Here is a 22998-nt window from a genome sequence, read left to right as displayed (position 1 = left end):
ACGATGAACACCATGACCATCGACGACGCCGCACTCGCCGCCGGCCCGCGAATCGAGGCCACCGGCCTGCGCGACGCGCTGCTGGCCTCGGGCCTCCTGATCGAGACCGGCGAGGACGGCCTGTACGGCCGCAGCCAGGTGTTCGAGGACGTGATCGAGCGCCTGAGCGTGGCGATCACGCACCTCGGCGCGGATCAGCAGGCCGAACTGCTGCGCTTTCCGCCCGCGATGCGCCGCACCGATTTCGAGGACAGCGAATACCTGAAGAACTTCCCCGATCTGGCCGGCACGGTGCATGCGTTCTGCGGCAACGAGATGGGCCAGCGCCGCCTGCTGACGGCGCTCGACAAGGCCATGGAAGCCGGCCCGGAAGATCGCGACACGGCCTGGATGGATCAGCAGCAGCCCACCCGCATCGTGCTGACGCCGGCCGCCTGCTACCCGATCTACCCGGTGATCGCCAAGCGCGGCCCGCTGCCCGCCGACGGCCGCACCGTCGACGTGATGTCGTACTGCTTCCGCCACGAGCCGTCGCTCGATCCGGCGCGCATGCAGATGTTCCGTCAGCGCGAATACGTGCGGATCGGCAGCGGCGATCAGGTGCTCGAATTCCGTCAGCGCTGGATCGAGCGCGGCTCGCTGCTCGTCAAGCTGCTGAACCTGCCGCTCGAGGTGGATCTCGCCAACGATCCGTTCTTCGGCCGCGGCGGCAAGATCGTCGCCGACAGCCAGCGCGCCCAGGCGCTCAAGTTCGAACTGCTGATCCCGGTGTCGAGCGACGAGAAGAAGACCGCCTGCCTGTCGTTCAACTATCACATGGAGCACTTCGGCCAGATCTGGCGCATCGCCTGCGCCGACGGCTCGGTCGCACACACCGCCTGCGTGGGCTTCGGCATGGAGCGCATCACGCTGGCGCTGTTCCGTCATCACGGGCTCGACGTGCAGGCCTGGCCGGAAGAAGTGCGCGCGCTGCTGTGGGGCGATACGGCCGCCTGCGTGACGCTCGGCATCGATGGCCTGGCGGGCACGCCGGGCGCGCGTCTGGCCGGAGAAAGCGCATGAATCCGGTCGTCCACGCGCCCCTCGCGTCACCCGCGATCGCCGAGCCGCCGGCCGGCGCGGCCATGCCGCTGCGCCGGCACGCCTCGCACGCGCTGCATCAGGGCGAGCGCGTCTGGCAGGAAACCAATTGCTACGTCGACTTGTGGATCGAGTTGCTGCACGGCTTCGGGCTCGACCCGCGCGCGGCGCTCGCGTTCACCGTCACGCAGGATTTCGAGGGCGACCAGTTCACGTTCTTCAAGTTTCCGCTGGAGGACATCGAGCGCCTGTACGGCACCCAGGTGCAGGAGCTGGCGATCTACGATTCGATCGAGGCCCACGTGCTCGCGCAGACGCAGCGCGGCAACACCGTGCTCGCCGAGGTGGACGGCTTCTACCTGCCCGACACGCGCGCCACCTCGTACCGGCGCACCCATCCGAAAACCACCATCGGCGTGGATTTCATCGATCCGGCCACGCGGCGCTGCGGCTATTTCCACAACACCGGCTATCACCTCGTGGAAGGCGACGATTACGACGGCGTGTTCCGCAAGCTGCCGCAATTCGCCGGCCGGGACGATCTGCTGTTCCCGTACGTCGAGTTCGCCAAGCAGACGCGCAGCCCGCTCGCGGGCGGCCAGCTTGCCGAGGAATCGGCGGCGCTGCTGGCCATGCACCTGGAACGGCGACCGGCCGTCAACCCGATCGCGCGCTGGCGCGCGGCGTTCCCGGCGCATCTCGACACGCTGCTCGAACGCGGCGAGACGTATTTCCATCCGTACACGTTCAACCTGATGCGGCAGCTCGGCGCGAACTTCGAGTTCCTGTCGAAGTACCTGACCTGGCTGTCCGACCAGGGCTTCGATATTCCCGGCTCGATTCCGGCTGCGGCGCAGGCCATCGCGTCCGAGGCGATGGTCATGCAGTTCCGCCTGATGCGCGCCATCGCCCGCAAGCGGCGCGATCTCTGCGAGGACTGTTTCGACCACCTCGAACACGCCTACGACAACACGCTGCCGCCGCTCGCCGCCCTCGTGCAGTGACGGCGCGCCTGCCAGGAGACGCCGTGCGGATCAGGCTGACCGATATCGAAACGATCGAGGCGTCGATGTCGCTTTCGCGAGGTGGTGAGGGCGGGGGTGATGTCGCGGCCGGTGCCGGTGCCGGTGCCGAGGATGACGTCGACGTCGATGCCGATGTCGATGCCGATGTCGATGTCGATGTCGATGTCGATGTCGATGTCGATGTCGATGTCGATGTCGATGTCGATGTCGATGTCGATGCCGATGCCGATGTCGATGTCGCGGCCGATGGCGATGGTGATGTCGACGCCGAGGGCAAGGGCGATGTCGGGGGTGATGCCAATGCCGATACCGACAGCGCCTCGCCCTGGCCCGTGCGGATCGATACCGGCTGGCGTTGCCTGTCGACGCCGGCCGGCGCGTTCGCCGCGCCGTCGATGCTGCCCGCCGACGGCGACTGGCTCGCCGCCGCCGTGCCCGGCACGGTGGCCGGCGCGTGGCGGGCGGCCGGGCGGCTCGACATCGAGCACGCCCCGGCCTTCGCCTACGACGATCACTGGTTCCGCGTCGCGCTGCCCGGCGACGGCACGCGACGGCTGCGCCTGCACGGCCTCGCGACGATCGCCGAGGTCTGGCTCGACGATACGAAGCAACTCGACAGCGATTCGATGTTCGTCGCGCACGATCTCGACGTAAGCCTGCATGCGGCGAGCGTGCTGACGCTGTGCTTCCGTTCGCTGGCGGGCGCGCTGGCCGCGAAGCGCGGACGCGCGCGCTGGCGGCCGCGCCTCGCGTCGCCGTCGAGCCTGCGCGCAGTGCGCACCACGCTGCTCGGCCACATGCCGGGCTGGTGCCCGACCGTGCAGGCGGCAGGGCCGTGGCGCGCGGTGGAGCTGCTGGCCACCACACCGGACGCGATCGAGCACGTCGATTGCACGACGCGCCTCGACGGCGACGACGGCATCGTGTCGGTCGCGATCCGCTTTCTCGATACGCGGGCGAAGCACACCTTGCGCGCCCGCCTGCGCTGCGGCGATCGCCTCACCGATCTGAGCTGGGACGACGCCAGCCACGCGCACGGCGAACTGCGCATCGCACGCGTCGAGAAATGGTGGCCGCATACCCACGGCACGCCCGCGCTGCACGCGCTGACGCTAGAACTGAGCACACGCGGCGACGCAGCGCCACACACGCATGCACTTGGCGAGGTCGGCTTTCGCAGCATCGACGTCGATCGCGGCGCCGACGGCCGGGGCTTCACGCTGCGCGTGAACGGCGTGCCGGTGTTCTGTCGCGGCGCATGCTGGACCAGCGCCGATCTCGTCACGCTGACGGGCAAGCCGCACACGCTCGCGCGCAGCTTCGCGCTGGCGCGCGACGCCGGCCTCAATCTGCTGCGCGTAGGCGGCACCATGCTGTACGAGTCCGACGCGTTCTTCGAGATCGCGGACCGCACCGGCGTGCTGATCTGGCATGACTTCGCGTTCGCCAATTTCGACTATCCGGCCGATGCCGCGTTCGTCGCCTCGGTCGAGCGCGAGGCCACGCAGTTCCTCGCTCGCACGCGCCGCTTCGCGTCGCTGGCCGTGCTGTGCGGCGGCAGCGAGGTCGATCAGCAGGCGGCGATGTTCGGCCTGCCCGAAGCCCTGCGCATGCAGGCGCTGTTCACGTCGCAACTGGCCGGTATCGCCGCGCGCGAACGCGGCGATACCGTCTACGTGACGAACTCGCCGTCGGGCGGCGCATGGCCGTTCTCGACCGACGAAGGCATCACGCATTACTACGGCGTGGGCGCCTATCTGCGCCCGCTCGACGACGCGCGACGCGCCAATGTGCGCTTCGCCGGCGAATGCCTTGCATTCGCGAACGTGCCCGACGACGTGGCGCTCGACGCGCTCGGCACGCATCAGGCGCACGACCCGCGCTGGAAACGCGCCGTGCCGCGCGACCCCGGCGCGGGCTGGGATTTCGACGACGTGCGCGACCACTATCTGCGCACGCTCTACGACGTCGATCCCGCGCGCCTGCGCTACGAGGATTCACCGCGCTATCTGGATCTGTCGCGCGCGGTGGTGGCCGACGTCATGCGCGAGGTGTTCGCCGAGTGGCGGCGCGCCGGTTCGGCGTGCGGCGGCGGCATCGTGTGGCAATGGCAGGACCTGCGTGTCGGCGCGGGATGGGGCGTGATCGATGCGCACGGCGCACCGAAAAGCGCCTACCACGGGCTTGCGCAGGCGTGGCAGCCGGTGCAGCTCGCGATCACCGACGAAGGCCTGAACGGGCTCGATCTGCATCTGATCAACGAGCGCGCCGAACCGATCGCCGCGCGTCTCGATCTGGTGTGCCTGCGCGACGGCGCGGTGACGGTAGCGTCGGCGCAATGCGAGATCGACCTGCCCGCGCGCAGCACGCAGCGCGTGTCGGCCGCGCAGTGCCTCGGGCAGTTCTTCGATTTCACGCACGCCTACCGGTTCGGCCCGCGCGCGCACGACGTGACCCTCGCCAGCCTGCGCGCGCGCGACACCGGCGCGCTGCTCGCCGAGGCGTTTCATCTGCCCGACCGCTCGGCCCGCGAGCGTCACGATCTCGGGCTGACGGTGGCGCTGGAACGGTCCGCCGACGGTTGGCAGTTGCGCATCGAAGCGCAACGTTTCGCGCGCTTCGTGCAGGTGGCGGACCGTCACTATCGCGCCGTGCGCGACGGGTTTCATCTCGCGCCGCGCGAGCCGGTGGTGGTGCCGCTGGTGCCGCGACATCCCGGCAGCATCGATATCGATGCGCTGCCGAAGCCGGCCGGCGAGATTCGCGCGATCAACGCGTACGCGCCGGTTTTCTACGATTGAGCGCGTCGCGCGCGATGCGCCGTATTTTTGGATCGGCTTTGCGGGCGGCGTGGGCTCGGCGATCACCGTGCCGCTGATGGTCTACATGCCGCTGCTGTTCAAGGGCGATTTCGCGATGATCTCGCTGTTCGGCGTGCTGTACGGCGCGACGCTCGCGTGCTTCGTGCCGCTGTCGGGGCTCGTGCCGCAACTGTGCCCGAAGGAGAAGGGGGCAGCGCTGTCGATCCTGGGTTTGGGCGCGGGCATCAGCGTGTGGCTGGGGCCGCTGGTGGTGACGCTGTTTCGTCGAGGGCGTGATCTGGATCTTCTCCGGCATGTACGTGCTGTCGGCGGTGCTGACGTACTTCCTCGCCGTCTCCGACGAAGCGAAGGCCTACGCGCAGGATCATCCCGACGCCGAAGGCACGTTCTCGCTCGGCCACTGAACGCAAAACGGGGCGGCCGCGCGATGGCGGGCCGCCCCGTGGTTCAGGCCGAATTCGACTTCAGTCGAAGCGCCCGGTGCGCGCCATTTCCATCAGGCGCGCGACGCGCTCCTCGGTGGCCGGGTGGGTGCTGAACAGGTTGGCGATCGAACCGCCGGCCAGCGGGTTCATGATCATCATCTGCGCCGTGGCCGGGTGCGCCTCCGCCGTCTGGAACGGAATGCCCGAGGCGTAGCGGTGGATCTTGTCGAGCGCCGTGGCCAGCGCCTGCGGATCGCCCGAAATTTGCGCGCCGCCACGATCGGCCTCGAATTCGCGCGCGCGCGAAATCGCCATCTGGATCAGCGCACCGGCGATCGGCGCTAGCAGCGCCACCGCAATGCCGGCGATCGGGTTGGTCGAACGGCCGTTTTCGTCGCGGCCGCCGAAGAACATCGCGAAGTTCGCGATCGCCGAGATCGCGCCGGCCATGGTGGCCGAGATCGTCGAGATCAGGATGTCGCGATGCTTGACGTGCGCCAGCTCGTGCGCCATCACGCCGCGCATTTCGCGCTCGGACAGCACCCGCAGGATGCCGGTGGTGGCCGCCACGGCCGCATGTTCGGGATTGCGGCCGGTGGCGAACGCGTTCGGCGCGGCTTCGTCGATCAGGTAGACGCGCGGCATCGGCAGGTTCGCGCGCGTGGCCAGTTCGCGCACCATGCGGTAGAACTGCGGCGCGCTGGTTTCGTCCACTTCCTGCGCGTTGTACATGCGCAGGACCATCTTGTCCGAGAACCAGTACGAAAAGAAATTCATGCCCAACGCGAACAGCAACGCGATCACCATCCCGCGCGACCCGCCGATCGCGCCGCCGATCGCGATGAACAGGGCCGTGATCGCGGCCATCAGCATTGCCGTCTTGACCCAATTGAACATAGTCGACTCCTTGACCGAAATCCTGTCCCACGGCATCTCAAAATGTGCCGCCGGACGATTGTAAGCGATTCGTTAGATAGGGACGCGCCGGAAAAATTCAATCCCCGCAACGACGGCGCGCATCAGCACGCGCCGTGATGCATCAGCGCTGGGTCGCCACCGCGAGCCGCAGGCCGAGGCCGACGAACGCGCTGCCCACCACGCGATCGAGCCACACCTTCACGGCCGAATTGCCGGCCAGCCGGCGCGTGACGCTGCCGGCCACCCACGCCACGACCACGCTCCAGATCAGGCCCTGCAACGAGAACACGCCGCCGAGCGCGAGAAACGCGAGCGTCTTGTGCGCGCTGTCGGCGGCAACGAATTGCGGGAAGAACGAGATGAAGAACAGCACCACCTTCGGATTGAGCACGTTGGTGGCGACGCCCTGCACGTAAAGCTGGCGCAACGAGCGAGCCGGCGCGGCGGCGGGCGCTTCGGCTGCGGACTGCGCCGTGGGTGCTTCCGGCCGGGCCAGCAGCAGCTTGACGCCGAGATAGATCAGATAGGCCGCGCCCGCGTACTTGACCGCCGTAAACGCCATCGGCGAAGCGGCGATCAACGCGGTCAGCCCGAACGCGCAGGCCAGCGTGTGGACCAGGCAGCCCGTACCGATCCCGAGCGCCGAGACGATGCCCGCGCCACGGCCCTGCGCGACGCTGCGCCCGACGATATAGGCCGTATCGGGGCCGGGCGTGATGTTCAACAGGAACGCGGCGAGCAGGAACACGCCGAAATGAGTGATGCCGAGCATGGGGAGAATCGAGACAGCGAACGTGGGTGAATCATTCTACGCGCGTCGCAGGAACGGCAGCGCAGGTTTGAAACGCCGCATCGCCTGAACGGCGATCGCTTCCGATCGATCGGCAAACCACGAAAAACATCGAAAAAACGGTGCGAAACCGTACCGAAACGGGAAAAACGGCGTGATACGCGTGCTGTCTCAATCCTGAGACGCCACGCTGCCGCCGCCCGCGCGCTCGATGCGGCGGCTCAACCCGCCTCGGGCAGCGCGAAACGCTGTCCGGCCGTAAGCGGCGCGCCGGCCAGGAACTCGCGTGCGGGCAGGCGCTTGCCGCCCGGCTTCTGCCACTGCGTGACGCGCAACGCGCCGCTGCCGCAGGCGATCACGACGCCGTCGGCGCCCGCTTCGACGATCGTGCCCGGCTCGGCCGCGCCATGTGCTTCGACGGCCTCGGCCGCCCACAGCTTGAGCACGGTGCCGTCGAGCGTGCCCGCGCCGCCCGGAAACGGGTCGAACGCGCGAATCCGCCGCGCCAGCGTGCCGGCCGGCTCACGCCAGTCGAGCGCGGCCTCGTGCTTGCCGATCTTCTCGGCATACGTGATGCCGTCGGCCGGCTGCGGCGTCGACGCGAGCGCGCCGTCGCGTTCGAGCTGCACGAGCGCTTCAACGATCAGCTTCGCGCCGAGCGCCGCGAGCGTGTCGTGCAGGGAGGCCGTGGTGTCGCCGGCGGCGATCGCCGTGCGCGCTTCGGACAGCATCGCGCCGGTATCGAGCCCGGCATCCATCTGCATCAGCGTGACGCCGGTTTCGGCGTCGCCCGCTTCGATCGCGCGATGAATGGGCGCGGCGCCGCGCCAGCGCGGCAGCAACGATGCGTGGATGTTGATGCAGCCGTGGCGCGGTATATCGAGCACCTCCTGCGGCAGCAGCAGGCCGTAGGCGGCGACCACCATCACGTCGTGCGGCGTGGCGTTCAGCGTGTCGACGGCGGTGGCAGCCTCGGCCGGGAACTTGCCGTTGCGGCGCAGCGACGGCGGCTGCGCGACGGGCAGGCCGTGATCGAGCGCATAGCGCTTGACCGCACTGGCTTGCAGCTTCATGCCGCGGCCGGCCGGGCGGTCGGGTTGGGTCAGCACCAGCGGCACCGGGAAGCCGGCCTCGTGGATCGCGGCCAGCGCCGAAGCAGCGAATTCCGGCGTGCCGGCGAAGACGACGCGCAACGAATGAGTCATGGGGGATCGGTCGGTCACGCGCGTCACATCTCGCGTTCGAGTTTCTTCATCTTCGACTTGATGCGGTTCTGCTTGAGCGGCGACAGATACTGCACGAACACGCGGCCCAGCAGGTGATCCATCTCGTGCTGAATGCAGACCGCCAGCAAGCCCTCGCATTCGAGCTCGAACGCGTTGCCGTCGCGGTCGAGCGCCCGCACGCGCACGTGATCGGGCCGCTCCACTTCGTCGTAGACACCCGGCACCGACAGGCAGCCTTCCTCGTAGACCTGCTTGTCGTCGCTCGACCAGACGATCTCGGGATTGATGAAGACCTGCAGTGCGTTCTTGTCTTCCGAGGTGTCCATCACGATCACGCGCTCGTGCACGTCGACCTGGGTGGCCGCGAGGCCGATGCCCGGTGCGTCGTACATGGTTTCGGCCATGTCGTCGACGAGCCGGCGGATGCGGTCGTTGACCTCCGCGACCGGCTTGGCCACCTTGTGCAGCCGTTTGTCGGGGTAATGCAGGATGTTCAGAAGCGCCATGATGTTCGTTTCGAAAAGCGGTTGGGGCGGGCGGCTCGGCCATTCGGCCGACTGGCCGGCCCGTCGCGATACCCGGAAGATGAGGCTCCGAGTCGCGCGGAATGCCTCGCGCAGCCCAACGCCGCGGGCGGGTGCGCGCGATCGCTCTGTTTATTTCGGATGGCGAAAATTTTAACATGGCGGCCTGCGCATCGCTGGCCGTGGCTCGGGCGGCGGCCATGAACCCCGCGCCGCCCAACCGCCAAACGCTTGGCGTGTGGCTGCATCTGGCCTCCGCGCCCGGCCTGACGACCGCCGCCGGCGAGGCGTTGCTGCGCGCGTTCGATTCGATCGATGCGCTGTTCGGCGCCGATCATGCCGCGCTGGCGGCGATTGCCGGCGAGGCCGCCGCGCAGGCGGTGCTGGCGCCGCGCCGCCAGCCCGACGACGCACTCGACGCCGTGCTCGACTGGCTGTCCCGCTCGGGCGGCCACGTGATCACGCGCCACGATCCGGCCTATCCGCCCCGGCTCGCCACGCTCTACGATCCGCCGCCGCTGCTATATGTAAAGGGCGATCCCGCGCACTTGCACCGGCGCGGCGTGGCCATCGTCGGCAGCCGGCTCGGCACGGCGCAGGGGCGCATCGATGCGGTCCACTTCGCGCGCTCGCTGGCCGATGCCGGGCTGGTCGTCGTGTCGGGCCTGGCGCGCGGCATCGATGCCGCCGCGCATCGCGGCGCGCTCGGCGGCGCGGCCGGCACCGTCGCGGTGGTCGGCACGGGGCTCGATCGCGTCTATCCGGCCGCGCATCATGCATTGGCGCACGAGATCGTCGGACACGGCGCGCTGCTGTCCGAATGGCCGCTCGGCACGCCGGCGCGCGCCGCGAACTTCCCGCAGCGCAACCGGCTGATCGCCGCGCTGTGCGACGGCGTGCTGGTGGTGGAAGCCGCGCCGCGCTCGGGCTCGTTGATCACGGCGCGCGTGGCCAATGAAATGGGGCGCGACGTGTTCGCGATCCCCGGCTCGATCCACGCGCCGCTCGCGCGCGGTTGCCATGCGCTGATCCGCGACGGCGCGAAGCTCGTCGAAACGCCGGCCGACGTGCTCGAAGAGTTTGGCATCGAGGCGGCAGGCGACGCCGCGGCGCCGCCCCGCGAGTTGAAACCGCCTCGGCGTGCACGGCGCTCTGCCGGGGCGACGCCCGAGCCCGACGCGTCGGGGCCGCCGAACCGCTCGGCCGCCGCACGTCCGCCCGAACCGCTGCCAGCCGCCGCGCTCGCCATACTCGAGGCGCTCGGCCACGGCCCCGTACCGGCCGATCTGCTTGCGGCGCGCTCCGGCGTCAGCGCAAGCCGCCTGCCGCACCTGCTGTTGCAGCTCGAACTGGCCGGTCGCGTGGCCAGCCTGCCCGGCGACCGTGTCCAGCGCCTCGACGCGCCAGCCGCCGCCGATGCAGCCGCCGCGCCGGTTGCCCGCCCCGTGCTACATTCCGGCGACAGGGCGCAGTCCGCGCCATCGTCACCGAGCAAGGAACCGCAATGCCCGCGCTGAATCTCGACACCGACGCCGATCGGATCGCCGAGCGCCTCCGCAACCCCGATGCGCTGCTCGTCGCCTGCCTGTGCGCCGAATGGTGCGGCACCTGCCGCGATTACGACGCGGTGTTCGAGCGGCTCGCCGCCGCCCATCCCGAAGCCTGTTTCGTCTGGATCGACATCGAGACGCACGCCGATCGCCTCGACGATTTCGACGTCGAGAACTTCCCGACCCTGCTGATCGAGGATGCGAACGCCGTGCGCTTTTTCGGCACGGTGTTGCCGCATGGCGGTATCGTGGAACGGATGCTGACCGACCTGACGGCGATCCCCGGTGTCGCCCACGCGCCGAAATTGCGCAATCTGCTCGACGTTGCCGTCTGACCCCGAAATTTTCGTCCGGCGGCCGACATCGGCCGTCGATGCCCGCCCCGCCTGGCATTTCGGCGGGCTTGCGGGTGTATCGGCCCCCACTTATGATGACCCGCTTTTGACACGAGCCGGGTGTCGACCCTGCGCCGTGTGCTATAAAGCCGACGTAAAAGGGCCGTCATTCGGCCCATCCGGTCTCTCCAACCCACTCGAGTCATGTCCAAAGCACTGATCATTGCGGAAAAGCCCTCTGTCGCGAACGACATCGCGCGCGCCCTGGGCGGCTTTACCAAGCATGACGAATATTTCGAAAACGACGACTTCGTCCTGTCGTCCGCGGTCGGCCACCTGCTCGAAATCGCCGCGCCCGAGGAATACGAGGTCAAGCGAGGCAAGTGGAGCTTCGCGCATCTGCCCGTCATTCCGCCGCATTTCGACCTGAATCCGATCGCCAAGAGCGAATCGCGGTTGAAGGTGCTGACCAAGCTGATCAAGCGCAAGGACATCGACCGTCTCATCAACGCATGCGACGCGGGGCGCGAGGGCGAGCTGATTTTCCGCCTGATCGCGCAGCACGCGAAAGCCAAGCAGCCGGTCCAGCGCCTCTGGCTCCAGTCGATGACGCCGGCGGCGATCCGAGACGGCTTCGTCAAGCTGCGCTCCGACGAAGACATGCAACCGCTCGCCGATGCGGCGCGCTGCCGTTCCGAAGCGGATTGGCTGGTCGGCATCAACGGCACGCGGGCCATGACCGCGTTCAACAGCAAGGGCGGCGGCTTCTTCCTGACCACCGTCGGCCGGGTGCAGACGCCCACGCTGTCGATCGTCGTCGAGCGCGAGGAGAAGATCCGTCAATTCGTGTCGCGCGATTACTGGGAAGTGCGCGCCGAATTCGTCTGCGCCGGGGGCTTCTACGAAGGCCGCTGGTACGACCCGAAGTTCAAGCGCGACGAGCACGATCCCGAGAAGCGCGATTCGCGCCTCTGGAGCCTGCCGGCCGCCGACACCATCGTGGCTGCCTGCCGTGGGCAGATCGGTTCGGTCAACGAGGAATCGAAGCCGTCCACGCAGCTCTCGCCGCTGCTGTACGACCTGACCAGCCTGCAGCGCGAGGCCAACAGCCGGTTCGGCTTCTCGGCCAAGAACACGCTCGGCCTGGCGCAGGCGCTGTATGAAAAGCACAAGGTGCTGACCTACCCGCGTACCGACGCGCGCGCGCTGCCGGAGGATTACCTCGACACCGTGAGCCAGACGCTCGAGATGCTGAAGGAAAGCAACAACTACCTGCCGCACGCCAAGCAGGTGCTCGACAAGGGCTGGGTCAAGCCGAACAAGCGGATCTTCGACAACTCGAAGATCAGCGATCACTTCGCCATCATCCCGACCCTGCTGGCGCCGAAGGCGTTGTCCGAGCCGGAGCAGAAGCTCTACGACCTGGTGGTCAAGCGCTTCCTCGCCGTGTTCTTCCCGGCGGCCGAGTACAAGATCACCACCCGCATCACCGAAGTGGCCGGCCATCACTTCAAGACCGAAGGCAAGGTGCTGGTCGAACCGGGCTGGCTGCAGGTCTATGGCCGCGACGCCGAAGGCGCCGACGCCAACCTCGTGCCGGTGCAGAAGGACGAGAAGGTCAAGACCGACAAGATCGCGCCGCACGCGCTCGTGACCAAGCCGCCCGCACGCTACTCGGAAGCCACGCTGCTGTCGGCCATGGAAGGCGCGGGCAAGCTGGTCGGCGACGACGAGCTGCGCGAGGCGATGGCCAACAAGGGCCTCGGCACGCCGGCCACGCGCGCGGCGATCATCGAAGGCCTGCTCGGTGAAAAGTACCTCGTGCGCGAAGGCCGCGAACTGATCCCGACCGCCAAGGCGTTCCAGCTGACCACGCTGCTGCGCGGGCTCGGCGTGAAGGAACTGACCGCACCGGAACTGACCGGCGAGTGGGAATACAAGCTCTCGCAGATGGAACGCGGCAACCTGCCGCGCGATGCGTTCATGCAGGAAATCGCCCGCATGACGCAAACCATCGTCAAGCGCGCCAAGGAATACGATTCGGACACGATCCCCGGCGACTACGCGACGCTGGAAACGCCGTGCCCGAATTGCGGCGGCCAGGTGAAGGAAAACTATCGCCGCTTCGCCTGCACGCAGTGCGAATTCTCGATCTCGAAGATCCCGGGCAGCCGCCAGTTCGAAATCCCCGAAGTCGAGGAATTGCTCCAGAAGAAGACGATCGGGCCGCTGTCGGGCTTCCGCAGCAAGATGGGCCGGCCGTTCTCGGCCATTCTCAAGCTGTCGTTCGACGAAGACACGAAGAACTACAAGCTCGAGTTCGATTTCGGCCAGGATCAGGGCGGCGAGGATGGCGAAGCGCCCGATTTCTCGGCGCAGGAGCCGGTGGGCGCCTGCCCGAAGTGTGGAGGCCGCGTGTTCGAGCACGGCATGAGCTTCATCTGCGAGAACTCGGTCGCCAATCCGAAAACCTGCGACTTCCGTTCGGGCAAGGTGATCCTGCAACAGGAAATCGCGCGCGAGCAGATGGCCAAGCTGCTGACCGACGGCCGCACCGATCTGCTGCCGAACTTCAAGTCGTCGCGCACGGGCCGCAACTTCAAGGCGTTCCTCGTCAAGCAGCCGGACGGCAAGATCGGCTTCGAGTTCGAGAAGAAGGAGCCGAAGCCGGGCGCCGCCGCGAAGAAGGCCGCAGCCAAGACGTCCTCGGCCGCCGCCGCGAACGAGGACGGTGACGATACGGCCGCCGTTGCCGCACCGGCCAAGAAGGTTGCCGCCAAGAAAGCGCCGGCAGCGAAGAAGGCACCCGCGGCCAAGAAGGTCGCCGCGAAGAAGGCGCCGGCTCGCAAGACCGCGTCGTCGTGATGCGGTAGCGCCGCCGTCTCGCCCACCCGGGCGGGCGGCGGCGCCCGAATGAAAAAAGCGCGCTGTCCTGACGGACAGCGCGCTTTTTATCTGCTGCGCCTCGAAATCAGAGCGGCGACGGCGCAGTAGTGCGCGGACGGCTCTTCGGCAACGGCGCCGGCATCGACGGGCCGGCCGGCGAGCGTTGCAGGCCTTGCGGCGCAGGCGCACCCTCCGACGGCGGCTGCAAGCCGCTATTGACGCCCCATTGCTCCCCCAGCGCGGTGTCCGGCATCTGGCTGAAGTGCTCGACGAGGTGGTCGATGAAGGTGCGAACCTTGGCCGGCAGGTGGCGGCGGCTCGGGTAGGCGACGTTGATTTCGATCTGCGGCAGGCGATAGTCGGGCAGCAGGCGCACCAGCTTGCCGCGCGCCGTGTCGCCACCGATCAGGTAGCTGGGCAGCATCGCCACGCCCATGCCGAGCAGCGCGAACTGGCGCAGCATTTCGGTGTTGTTCGCGACGATCACGTTGGTCGGCCGCACGCGCACTTCGCCGTCCGGCCCCGTGAACACGCGCTCATCGCCCCAGTATTCGGCGGGCAGACTCAGCGACGGGTGTTCCATCAGGTGCTCGGGATGCGTCGGCGTGCCGTGCTTTTCCAGATAGGCCGGCGTCGCGCACACCGTCATGCAGCCGGTGGTGAGGCGCCGTGTGACGATGCTCGCGCTGCGCATCTGCCGCGCGATCACCACCCCGACATCGAAACCTTCCTCGACCAGATCGACCTGCCGGTCGACCAGCGTGAGATCGGGGATCACCTTCGGATAGCGCTGGGTGTAGCTTTGCAGCACCGGCGCGAGGTTGTGCAGCCCGAACACCACCGGCGCGACGATGCGCAGCGTGCCGACCGGCTCGTGGTTGCGCGCCACGACCATCTGCTCGACGTCTTCCAGCTCATCGAGAATCTGGCGGGCGCGTTCGAGATAGACCTGGCCGGATTCGGTCAGGGAAAGGCTGCGCGTCGTCCGGTTCAACAGACGGGTGCCGAGCCGCCCCTCCAGATCGGCAACGTGGCGCGTGGCCACGGCATTCGAGATATCCATCGCGCTGGCCGCTCGCGCGAAGCTGCCCAGATCCGCTACCTTGACGAACACTCGCATCGACTGCAGATGATCCATAACCACTCCCGCCGCTGTGCTTTACAGCTTCAAAATTGTGTAGCAAATGCGTAATTCTCCTACGACAGCGAATTTGGTGCAGAGTTGCCATCGGAGTGCGGGATTTCGACAAAAAATGTTCGATTAAGGGGCACCTTACATTGAGATTCATCTAATTATTCTGATTCCGGAAACAATTCACCGCGAACAAGCCGATTCGCGCGTCCAAGTCAACAGTCGCGCGCGCCCTATCCGGGGCGTCGCCGCACCGCCGCCCCGTAACAAGCTGTTAAAAAGAGATACACCTGGCCGGCGCGCGTCATAAGATCATGACGGCCCGCCCCCGTTCGGGCCGCCGGCCTGCCACACAGCCATGGCGGTGCCCGGCGCATCCCGCTTTCCGTGCCGTTCTCGACTACTCCATGAAAATAGCCATCCTCGACGACTATCAGGACGCCGTCCGCAAGCTCAATTGTTTCGAGTTGCTCGCCGACCACGAGGTCAAGGTCTTCAACAACACGGTGCGCGGCCTCGGCCAGCTCGCCAGCCGGCTCACCGAGGTCGAAGCGCTCGTCCTGATCCGCGAGCGCACTCACGTCACCTCGCAACTGCTGTCGAAGCTGCCGCATCTGCGCATGATCAGCCAGACGGGCAAGGCATCGAGCCACATCGACATCGACGCCTGCACCGAGCGCGGCATTGCCGTGCTCGAAGGCACGGGTTCGCCGGTCGCGCCGGCAGAACTGACCTGGGCGCTGATCATGGCCGCCCAGCGCCGCATTCCGCAGTACGTCGCCAACCTCAAGCAGGGCGCCTGGCAACAGTCGGGGCTCAAGACCTCGGCGATGCCGCCCAACTTCGGCCTCGGCCAGGTGCTGCGCGGCCAGACGCTCGGCATCTGGGGTTACGGCAAGATCGGCCAGATGATCGCCGGCTACGGCAAGGCGTTCGGCATGAACGTGCTGGTCTGGGGCCGCGAGCCTTCGCTCGAACGCGCGCGCGCCGACGGCCACACCGCCGCTGAAAGCCGCGAAGCGTTCTTCGAACAAGCCGACATCCTGACGCTGCACCTGCGCCTGAACGACGAGACGCGCGGTATCGTCAAGCAGGACGACCTGATGCGGATGAAGCCCACTTCGCTGCTCGTCAACACGAGCCGCGCCGAGCTGCTGGAGGAAAGTGCGCTCGTCAATGCGCTCGCGCAAAACCGACCCGGCATGGTGGCCATGGACGTGTTCGAGAGCGAGCCGATCCTGCAGGGCTACAGCCTGCTGCGCATGGAAAACGTGATCTGCACGCCGCATATCGGCTATGTCGAACGCGAGAGCTACGAGCTGTATTTCGGCGCCGCATTCCGCAATATCCTCGCGTTCGATTCGGGCGACATGTCGAGCGTGGCCAATCCCGATGCGCTGGTGGGTGGGCGCAATCGGCGGTGATGCGGGATTGATCGTCGCGGGCGGGCGCTTCCCTTCGTGACTCGGGAAGCGCCACGCGACGGTGCAGGCGCTTGAGCGACGGGCTTGTGCCGCGCGTTCAGGACGCCACGGCCACCGGCTGCGCCATCTGCTCGCGTTCGCGCACCATCGCCGCAACGAACTGCTCGCCATCGCGGCGGCCGAGATCGTAGGCGTGCTGCATCTGGCCCGGGCTCGTGTAATCCCAACTCGAAATCGGCACCTTGATCGACGGCTGCACGTAGAGCCGCGTCTGTTCGCCGTGCGCGACCGTGAACCTTTGCGGGCGCGGATAGCGGCGCGTCACCATCACCAGCACCTTGCCCGGCGCGGGATCGAGCGCGCCCACCGGCACGTTGTCGACCATCCCGCCATCGAGCACCGGCCGCCCCGCGCGGCGCAGCACCGGCGTAAACGGCGGCGTGCACGACGACTGCAGGATCAGGTCGGCCAACTCGTCGACATCCGCGCAGGCCTGGGCCCGCACGAATTCCGGCCGGAAGCCGAGCGACTGGCCGAGCGTGGGATGCAGCGTCTTGCGAACGTATTTTTCGATGTTGTAGGCCACCAGGCCAGCCGCCACCGCGCTGCGCGCGCCGAGCCAACGCGGCACGTGCGAGACGCCGATGCGGATTTCGGGCGCGTCGTCCAGGCGCGCGAACGGCTCGCCGTAGATGTCGACCAGCGCCTGACGATAGATGCGGTAATGCGGGAACACCGGCTTGCCGCGCAACAGGTTGCCCCAGTAGACGTTTTTCGTGTTGTCGCGCAGCGCCTCGCGGTAATAGCGCATGACCCATTGCGAATCGCGCGTGTAGAGCATGCAGGCCGTGGCCGCCCCGGCCGAGATGCCGGTGATCACGCGCGGACGGATCGCCAGCGCCGGTTGCGCGATGTCCCAGAAGCCCGCCTGCCACCAGCAGCGGTTGCCGCCACCGGCGAATACCACTTGATCGAACATCGCGGGGGCTCCTTGTTTGGTGAACCGTGCCGGGGCCGGCTGCGGCGAGGGTGAATGACCGATTGGCCCTGGGCTTGGCCCCTGCCTGTCTGCCGGGCGTCATGATAGCGGAGCCGCCGCGGGCAGGTCGGGTGGGCCTTGGGCGGAGCGAGGCACTTTTTTGAAGGAAAAGCGAGAAAGGGGTAGACAAGCCTCAAAAGCTTGTGCATAATCTTTCTTCTGTTGGGGGCGTTAGCTCAGTTGGTAGAGCAGCGGACTCTTAATCCGTAGGTCGAGTGTTCGAGTCACTCACGCCCCACCAAGCATTTGGAAGCCCGGTTAGCGAAAGCTGACCGGGCTTTTTGCTTTGGCGGTCCCGGGACAGTCGAATCACGCGCCAAGGCCATCAGCCCACATCCCGTCTCAATCGACTTTGAAGTTATTCGTCTAGTCTAATAAATCGCTCAGGCCCGCCATTCCCATATCGTCAATTACGCGCCCTCCCCATACCGGTGCGAATAGGGTAAATCGGCGAATAACCGGCACTCCCGCGACAATGCTCACGCGATCATCCGGGCATACCCGCCCGCACCCCGCAGGCGCCCGTCCCAGGCGCCTCACGCCTGCGCCATCGATGGGATTAAAAACATCCAATACCCGCAAATAATCGCGCTGTTTCTCGACAGCAGTTAATCCAGGCGAGGCAGCTCCGGCGTTACCTTCTTGTAATCCAACAAGACACAACTCCGTCAAGATTCCCCAAGACCAGCCGTTATCATACGGGTCGGCAAATCCCCCGATCTTTACCATGGCCAGCTCGCCACAGCGCTTCTTCAACGCCTCCCGCCTCCTCGCCTATGCCGGCACGATTCTGCTCGTCGTGCAGGCGTTCGGGGTCGTCGTGTCGGCCATGGACGGCTGGAAGCAGCACGGGCATCCGATCGGCTATGACTTTCAGGCGTTCTGGGTAGCCTCCCATCTGACGCTGGCCGGTACGCCGCTCAAGGCCTACGACTGGAACGCCTACGCGAATACGTTTCAACTGATCTCGCCGCACGCGCAACTCACCGGCCCGTGGTTCTATCCGCCGAACTTCCTGCTGATGGTCTGGCCGTTCGCCCTGCTGTCGAGCCCGGTTGGCTACGTCATCTTCGAAGCGATCACGACGCTGCTGTTCGTCTTGCTGATCCGCCGCACGATGGCATCGGTACCGAATTCGCTGGTTCTGATCCTCGCGTTTACCGGCCTGTGGCTCAACGCGGCGCAAGGACAGAACGCGGCGCTGACGGCCAGCCTTGCGCTCGCGGCGCTGCTCGCCCTGAACACGCGCCCCGTACTCGCTGGCGTGTTCATCGGCCTGCTGTCGATCAAGCCGCATCTCGCCATTCTGTTTCCGGTCGCGCTCGCGTGCGCCGGCATGTGGACGGCGTTCATCGCCGCGGGCGTGACGGCCGCGATCTTCACGGCCATCTCGATCGGCGTGTTCGGCGTCGGGATCGTGCATCCGTTCCTGGAGGGCTTGTCCCACGCAAACGCCGCTGTCGCCAGCGGCAGGTTGCCGTGGAAGCAGATGGCCAGCCTGTTCGCCTCGCTGCGCGTGTTCCACGTCGGAATCGGCCCGGCCTATATCGCACAGGCATGCCAAGCCGTGCTGGCGCTCGCCGCGGTCGGCTGGGTGTGGCGTCACTCGAAGGCGCTCGAAGTGCGCGCGACGGCGCTGGTCGGTGGCACCTTCCTGATCAGCCCATACATGTACAACTACGACGGCGTGTGGCTCGGCATCCCGCTGGCGCTGCTCGCCGCCGCGTCGGTAAAACACGGCTGGCTGCGCGGGGAACGGTGGATCCTCGTCGTCGCGTGGCTGTATCCGGCACTCGGCAATCTGTCCGAGGATCATCTGAAAATCGGCTTCGGCCCGTTGGTGTTCTGGGCGCTGCTGCTCGTCGCGGTGCGGCGCACGCGCCTAGCGATGCGCGTCGAACGCATGATGCCGACCGTCGATACCGCGTTGCCTGCCGCTGCCGGCAGCGCGCACTGAACCGCGCGGGGAGCGCCCATGCAACCGTCCACGCTGATCGAACCGGCTGCCAACGACGCACGTGATGCGAGCGCGGCGGCAACGTCGACGGTCATTGCACTGCGCCCCGATCCAGCACTGGCCCGCCCGCTCGTCGTCGACCTGGAAGGCACGCTGTTGCGCTCCGGCCTGCTCGTCGAATCGGGCTGCGCACTGCTGCGCGCCACGCCGCATCGCGCCGTCGAAGCGGTGATGCCGCTGCTGCGTGGCGGCAAGGCGGCGCTGGCGGCCTGGCTCGCCGAGCAGGTGAGCATCGACGTCACGGTGCTGCCCTACGACGGCATCGTGCTCGACTGGCTTCGCAGCCAGCACGAACAAGGCCGCACGCTCGTGCTGACGACGTCGGGCCACGCTCGCCAGGCGCAACAGATCGCCGATCACCTCGGCATCTTCGAGTGCGTGGTGGCCGCCAGCGAATCGCACGGCAAGCGCGACCGGCTGGTAGCCGAATTCGGCGAACACGGCTTCGATTACATCGGCAACGCGCGCACCGATCTCACCCTATGGCGCAACGCGTATACGGCGCATCTCGTCAACCCGTCGCGCGGCCTGGAGCGGCAGGCGCATCGGCACGGCAACGTCGAACTGGTCATCCGTTCGCGGCCGCCCGTGCTCGATGCCTGGGTGCGCGCACTGCGTTTCCATCAGTGGCTCAAGAACCTGTTGATCTTCGTGCCCGTGTTCGCGGCGCACAAGATGTCGGACCCGGTGCTGATGCTGCAGGCGCTGCTGGCATTCCTGGCGTTCGGCATGTGCGCGTCGAGCGCGTATCTGCTCAACGACCTGCTCGATCTGCAGGACGACCGCCATCATCCGATGAAGCGCAAGCGGCCGTTTGCATCGGGCGCATTACCGATCGCGCACGGCGCCCTGCTCGCGCCGCTGCTGCTCGCGGCGGCTGCGGGCATCGCCTGGCTGGCGCTGCCGATCCGCTTCGTCGGCGTGCTGGGCGGCTACTACGTGCTGACGCTCGCCTACTCGTTATTCCTGAAGAAGCAGGCGATGGTCGATGTCGTCGTGCTGGCCGGCCTGTACACCGCCCGGATCATCGCGGGCGCGGCGGCCGTCAGCGTGCCGCTGACGTTCTGGCTGCTCGGCTTCTCGATGTTCATCTTCCTGAGCCTCGCGCTCGCCAAGCGCTATGCGGAACTGCACGCGATGCAAGCGCGCGGCGTCGAGAAAACGCGCGGGCGCGGCTATCTGGCGAGCGACCTGCCGTTGATCTCGTCGCTCGGCACGTCCTCGGGATATCTCGCGGTGCTGGTGCTCGCGCTGTATATCCAGGACGCGCGCACGGCGGAACTGTATCGCTCGCCGCAGACGATCTGGCTGGCGTGCCCGCTGCTGCTGTACTGGATCAGCCGCATGTGGATGGTGTCCCATCGCGGCCAGATGCATCACGATCCGATCGTGTTCGCCGCGCGCGATCGCGTCAGCCTCGTGATCGCCGTGCTGTTCGGCGCGATCTTCTTTGCCGCATGGTAGCCATGCCGGGCACGCTTTCGTGGGGCCGCTATCCGTACTTTCCGCAAACGCCGCACGCACTCGCCTGGCGGGACGGCGTGCAGCCGACGTGGACGCAACTCGCGCAGGCACACGGCACGACGCTGGCGTTCGGCAACGGACGCAGCTACGGCGATAGCTGCCTCGCCGCCTCGGATCACGTCCTGCGGACAATCGCGCTCGACCGCCTGATCTCGGCCGATTGGGAAAACGGCGTGCTGCGCGCCGAAGCCGGCACGACATTCGAAGCCATCCTGAATACTGCGGTGCCGCGCGGCTGGATGCTGCCGGTCACGCCGGGCACGCAATACGTGACGCTCGGCGGCGCCATCGCCAACGATGTGCATGGCAAGAATCATCATCTGCGCGGCACGTTCGGGCGTCATGTGCGCCGCTTCCTGCTCGCACGCAGCGACGGCAGCCTCATCGAATGCGCGCCCGACGAAAACCCCGGCTGGTTCGCGGCGACCATCGGCGGCCTCGGGCTGACGGGCATCGTGGTCTGGGCCGAAATCCAGTTGATGCCGGTGCGCTCGAGCCTCATCGATACGCACGCGATCCGCTTCGGCCACCTCGACGCGTTCTTCGATCTGTCCGAGCGGCTCGATCCGCTGCACGAATACGGTGTGGCATGGATCGACTGCCAGGCGAGCGGCGCGCAACTCGGGCGCGGCATCTACATGATCGGCGATCACGCGACGAGCGGCCCGCTGCGCCTCGACGCGCGCAAGAAGCGCAGCGTGCCGTTCACGCTGCCGGTGTCGCCGATCAACCGGCTGACGCTGCGCGCGTTCAACGCGCTGTACTACCGCAAGCAGGCCGCCGACGAAGTGCGCTCGACGGTCGGCTTCGACACGTTCTTCTACCCACTCGACAGCCTGCTCGAATGGAACCGCATCTACGGCCGCGCGGGCTTCCAGCAGTTCCAGTGCGTCGTGCCGGCGGCCGTGGCGCGCGACGCGATCCGCGCGCTGCTCGACGCCATTGCCCGCAGCGGCACCGGTTCGTTCCTCGCGGTGCTCAAGCGGTGCGGCGCGCTGGCGTCGCCCGGGCGGCTCTCGTTTCCGCTCGAAGGCACCTCGCTGGCGCTCGACTTTCCGCAACGCGACGCCATCAACGCGCGGCTGTTCGCGACGCTCGGCGCCATCGTGCGCGAAGCGGGCGGGCGCCTCTATCCGGCGAAGGACGCGCAGATGTCGGGCGCCGATTTTCGCGCGGCCTATCCGCACTGGCAGGACCTCGAACGGCATCGCGATCCGGCGATCCTGTCGCGCTTCTGGCAACGAACCACGCAAACATGAAGAACATCCTCATCATCGGCGCGACGTCCGCGATCGCTCATGCATGTGCACGCCGATGGGCCACGGACGGCACGCGCTTCTTTCTGGTCGCGCGAAACGGCGAGCGCCTGAGGCAGGTGGCCGACGATCTGACGGCGCGCGGCGCGGCGCTCGCGGCGACGTTCGTGCTGGACATCACCGCTGTCGATCGGCACGGCGACATGCTCGCGCGCTGCGCCGAAGCGCTCGGTGCGCCCGACATCGTGCTGGTCGCACCGGGCACGCTGCCCGATCAGGCCGCCTGCCAGGCCGATGCCGCGCTGACGGTGCAGGAGTTGATGAGCAATGCGGTGTCGGTGATCGCGCTGCTCACGCCGATCGCCAACCTGCTCGAAGCGCAGCGGCGCGGCGTGCTTGCGGTGATTTCGTCGGTGGCCGGCGAGCGCGGGCGTCCGTCGAACTACGTGTACGGCAGCGCGAAGGCCGCGCTGACCGCGTTCTGCGAAGGGCTGAATGCGCGGCTGTTCAAGGCCGGCGCGCATGTCGTGACGATCAAGCCGGGCTTCGTCGCCACACCGATGACCGAAGGCCTGCCGCTACCGGGGCCGCTCGTCGCGATGCCGGACAAGGTGGCCGGCGATATCGTCGCGGCGGTCGCTCGGCGCCGGGACGTGTGTTACACGCCGCGCTTCTGGGCGCTCATCATGCTCGTGATCCGCTCGCTGCCGCGCTTTCTGTTCAAGCGCGCTTCGCTGTAGGCCAGGCGGGGACGCCCCTCACTCCCATTCCGCCACCCCGCCGTGGCGCGAGCAGGTGCCCGACCGATGCCGGCTGAAGCTGTACGTGCCGTCGCCGCAATGCGCGCTCGCACCGGCCGGCGCGCGCCCGTTGCGCGAATGCGCCGGCGAGTGCACGGCCTGGCCGTCGCGGTTCGTGTAATGGTGATGCTCGCGCAGTTGCGATTCGTCGGGATCGGGTTGGTAGGCGAAGGCCGGCGCGGCCAGTACGCCGAGCAGGATCGCAATCAGGCATCGTTTCATCGT

20 protein-coding genes and 1 tRNA gene are annotated in these 22998 nt (G+C 67.3%); 13 read left to right on the top strand and 8 right to left on the bottom strand.

Annotated elements, in window-relative coordinates:
* Positions 1–3: 3 nt before the first annotated feature.
* Entirely contained in the window at positions 4–1062 is a 1059-nt protein-coding gene (locus AB4851_RS16615; protein ID WP_414450710.1) for an amino acid--[acyl-carrier-protein] ligase, read from the top strand.
* 62 nt (positions 1063–1124) lie between these two features.
* Positions 1125–2084, top strand: a complete 960-nt coding sequence (locus AB4851_RS16610) for a DUF1839 family protein (RefSeq protein ID WP_414451875.1) — start codon at positions 1125–1127, stop codon at positions 2082–2084.
* Here AB4851_RS16610 and AB4851_RS16605 read toward each other — a convergent pair.
* Complete coding sequence (locus tag AB4851_RS16605; RefSeq protein ID WP_414450709.1) at positions 2042–2593, bottom strand: hypothetical protein; 552 nt, start codon at positions 2591–2593, stop codon at positions 2042–2044. The two genes, AB4851_RS16610 and AB4851_RS16605, sit on opposite strands and share 43 nt — an antisense overlap.
* On the opposite strand from AB4851_RS16605, the gene AB4851_RS16600 reads away from it, so the two are divergent.
* Both AB4851_RS16600 and AB4851_RS16595 read left to right on the top strand, forming a co-directional pair.
* Positions 2501–4906, top strand: coding sequence for a glycosyl hydrolase 2 galactose-binding domain-containing protein (locus AB4851_RS16600; protein WP_414450708.1), 2406 nt, complete (start codon positions 2501–2503; stop codon positions 4904–4906). The two genes, AB4851_RS16605 and AB4851_RS16600, sit on opposite strands and share 93 nt — an antisense overlap.
* Positions 4907–5199: 293 nt before the next feature.
* Entirely contained in the window at positions 5200–5331 is a 132-nt protein-coding gene (locus AB4851_RS16595; protein WP_414450707.1) for a hypothetical protein, read from the top strand.
* A 60-nt stretch (positions 5332–5391) separates the two neighbouring features.
* On the opposite strand, the gene htpX is transcribed toward AB4851_RS16595, so the two are convergent.
* From htpX to def, 4 genes are all read right to left on the bottom strand, one after another.
* Positions 5392–6249, bottom strand: coding sequence for a zinc metalloprotease HtpX (htpX, locus tag AB4851_RS16590; RefSeq protein WP_414450706.1), 858 nt, complete (start codon positions 6247–6249; stop codon positions 5392–5394).
* A 142-nt stretch (positions 6250–6391) separates the two neighbouring features.
* On the bottom strand, positions 6392–7042 hold the full coding sequence (locus tag AB4851_RS16585) for a LysE family translocator (protein ID WP_414450705.1): 651 nt from the start codon (positions 7040–7042) through the stop codon (positions 6392–6394).
* A gap of 239 nt (positions 7043–7281) precedes the next feature.
* Positions 7282–8265 carry a methionyl-tRNA formyltransferase gene (fmt, locus tag AB4851_RS16580; protein WP_414450704.1) on the bottom strand — a complete coding sequence of 328 codons (984 nt, stop codon included), beginning with the start codon at positions 8263–8265 and terminating at the stop codon, positions 7282–7284.
* Between the two features lie 23 nt (positions 8266–8288).
* Positions 8289–8792: a peptide deformylase gene (gene def, locus AB4851_RS16575; RefSeq protein ID WP_414450703.1), complete on the bottom strand. Its 504-nt coding sequence runs from the start codon at positions 8790–8792 to the stop codon at positions 8289–8291.
* Between the two features lie 218 nt (positions 8793–9010).
* Here def and dprA point away from each other — a divergent pair, with 218 nt between their 5' ends.
* From dprA to AB4851_RS16560, 3 genes are all read left to right on the top strand, one after another.
* Complete coding sequence (dprA, locus tag AB4851_RS16570; RefSeq protein WP_414451874.1) at positions 9011–10327, top strand: DNA-processing protein DprA; 1317 nt, start codon at positions 9011–9013, stop codon at positions 10325–10327.
* A complete protein-coding gene (locus tag AB4851_RS16565; protein ID WP_414450702.1) occupies positions 10315–10695 on the top strand; it encodes a thioredoxin family protein in 381 nt (126 codons plus the stop codon). Before dprA ends, AB4851_RS16565 begins: the two co-directional genes overlap by 13 nt.
* Before the next feature lie 204 nt (positions 10696–10899).
* Entirely contained in the window at positions 10900–13560 is a 2661-nt protein-coding gene (locus AB4851_RS16560; protein WP_414450701.1) for a DNA topoisomerase III, read from the top strand.
* Between the two features lie 106 nt (positions 13561–13666).
* Here the strand turns inward: AB4851_RS16560 and AB4851_RS16555 are convergent, their stop codons facing one another.
* Positions 13667–14719: a LysR family transcriptional regulator gene (locus AB4851_RS16555; protein ID WP_414450700.1), complete on the bottom strand. Its 1053-nt coding sequence runs from the start codon at positions 14717–14719 to the stop codon at positions 13667–13669.
* 401 nt (positions 14720–15120) lie between these two features.
* Between AB4851_RS16555 and AB4851_RS16550 the strand changes: the two genes are divergently transcribed.
* Entirely contained in the window at positions 15121–16137 is a 1017-nt protein-coding gene (locus tag AB4851_RS16550; protein ID WP_414450699.1) for a D-2-hydroxyacid dehydrogenase family protein, read from the top strand.
* Positions 16138–16234: 97 nt separating this feature from the next.
* On the opposite strand, the gene AB4851_RS16545 is transcribed toward AB4851_RS16550, so the two are convergent.
* Positions 16235–17116 (bottom strand): patatin-like phospholipase family protein, encoded by an 882-nt coding sequence (locus AB4851_RS16545; protein WP_414450698.1) that lies wholly within the window; start codon positions 17114–17116, stop codon positions 16235–16237.
* 225 nt (positions 17117–17341) lie between these two features.
* Here AB4851_RS16545 and AB4851_RS16540 point away from each other — a divergent pair.
* The 5 genes from AB4851_RS16540 to AB4851_RS16520 all read left to right on the top strand — a co-directional run bounded on the left by AB4851_RS16540 (position 17342) and on the right by AB4851_RS16520 (position 22713).
* Positions 17342–17417 (top strand) — tRNA-Lys (locus AB4851_RS16540).
* A 486-nt stretch (positions 17418–17903) separates the two neighbouring features.
* On the top strand, positions 17904–19133 hold the full coding sequence (locus AB4851_RS16535) for a glycosyltransferase family 87 protein (RefSeq protein ID WP_414450697.1): 1230 nt from the start codon (positions 17904–17906) through the stop codon (positions 19131–19133).
* An 18-nt stretch (positions 19134–19151) separates the two neighbouring features.
* A complete protein-coding gene (locus AB4851_RS16530) occupies positions 19152–20657 on the top strand; it encodes a UbiA family prenyltransferase (protein WP_414450696.1) in 1506 nt (501 codons plus the stop codon).
* A gap of 2 nt (positions 20658–20659) precedes the next feature.
* Positions 20660–21976 (top strand): FAD-binding oxidoreductase, encoded by a 1317-nt coding sequence (locus AB4851_RS16525; RefSeq protein WP_414450695.1) that lies wholly within the window; start codon positions 20660–20662, stop codon positions 21974–21976.
* A complete protein-coding gene (locus tag AB4851_RS16520) occupies positions 21973–22713 on the top strand; it encodes an SDR family oxidoreductase (protein ID WP_414450694.1) in 741 nt (246 codons plus the stop codon). The genes AB4851_RS16525 and AB4851_RS16520 overlap by 4 nt, the downstream gene beginning before the upstream one ends.
* Positions 22714–22731: 18 nt before the next feature.
* On the opposite strand, the gene AB4851_RS16515 is transcribed toward AB4851_RS16520, so the two are convergent.
* Entirely contained in the window at positions 22732–22995 is a 264-nt protein-coding gene (locus tag AB4851_RS16515) for a DUF3761 domain-containing protein (RefSeq protein ID WP_414450693.1), read from the bottom strand.
* Positions 22996–22998: the final 3 nt, after the last annotated feature.

This window comes from Burkholderia sp. 22PA0099, from assembly GCF_047497165.1.
GTDB lineage: Bacteria > Pseudomonadota > Gammaproteobacteria > Burkholderiales > Burkholderiaceae > Burkholderia.
This window is presented reverse-complemented; position numbering and strand designations above follow the sequence as displayed.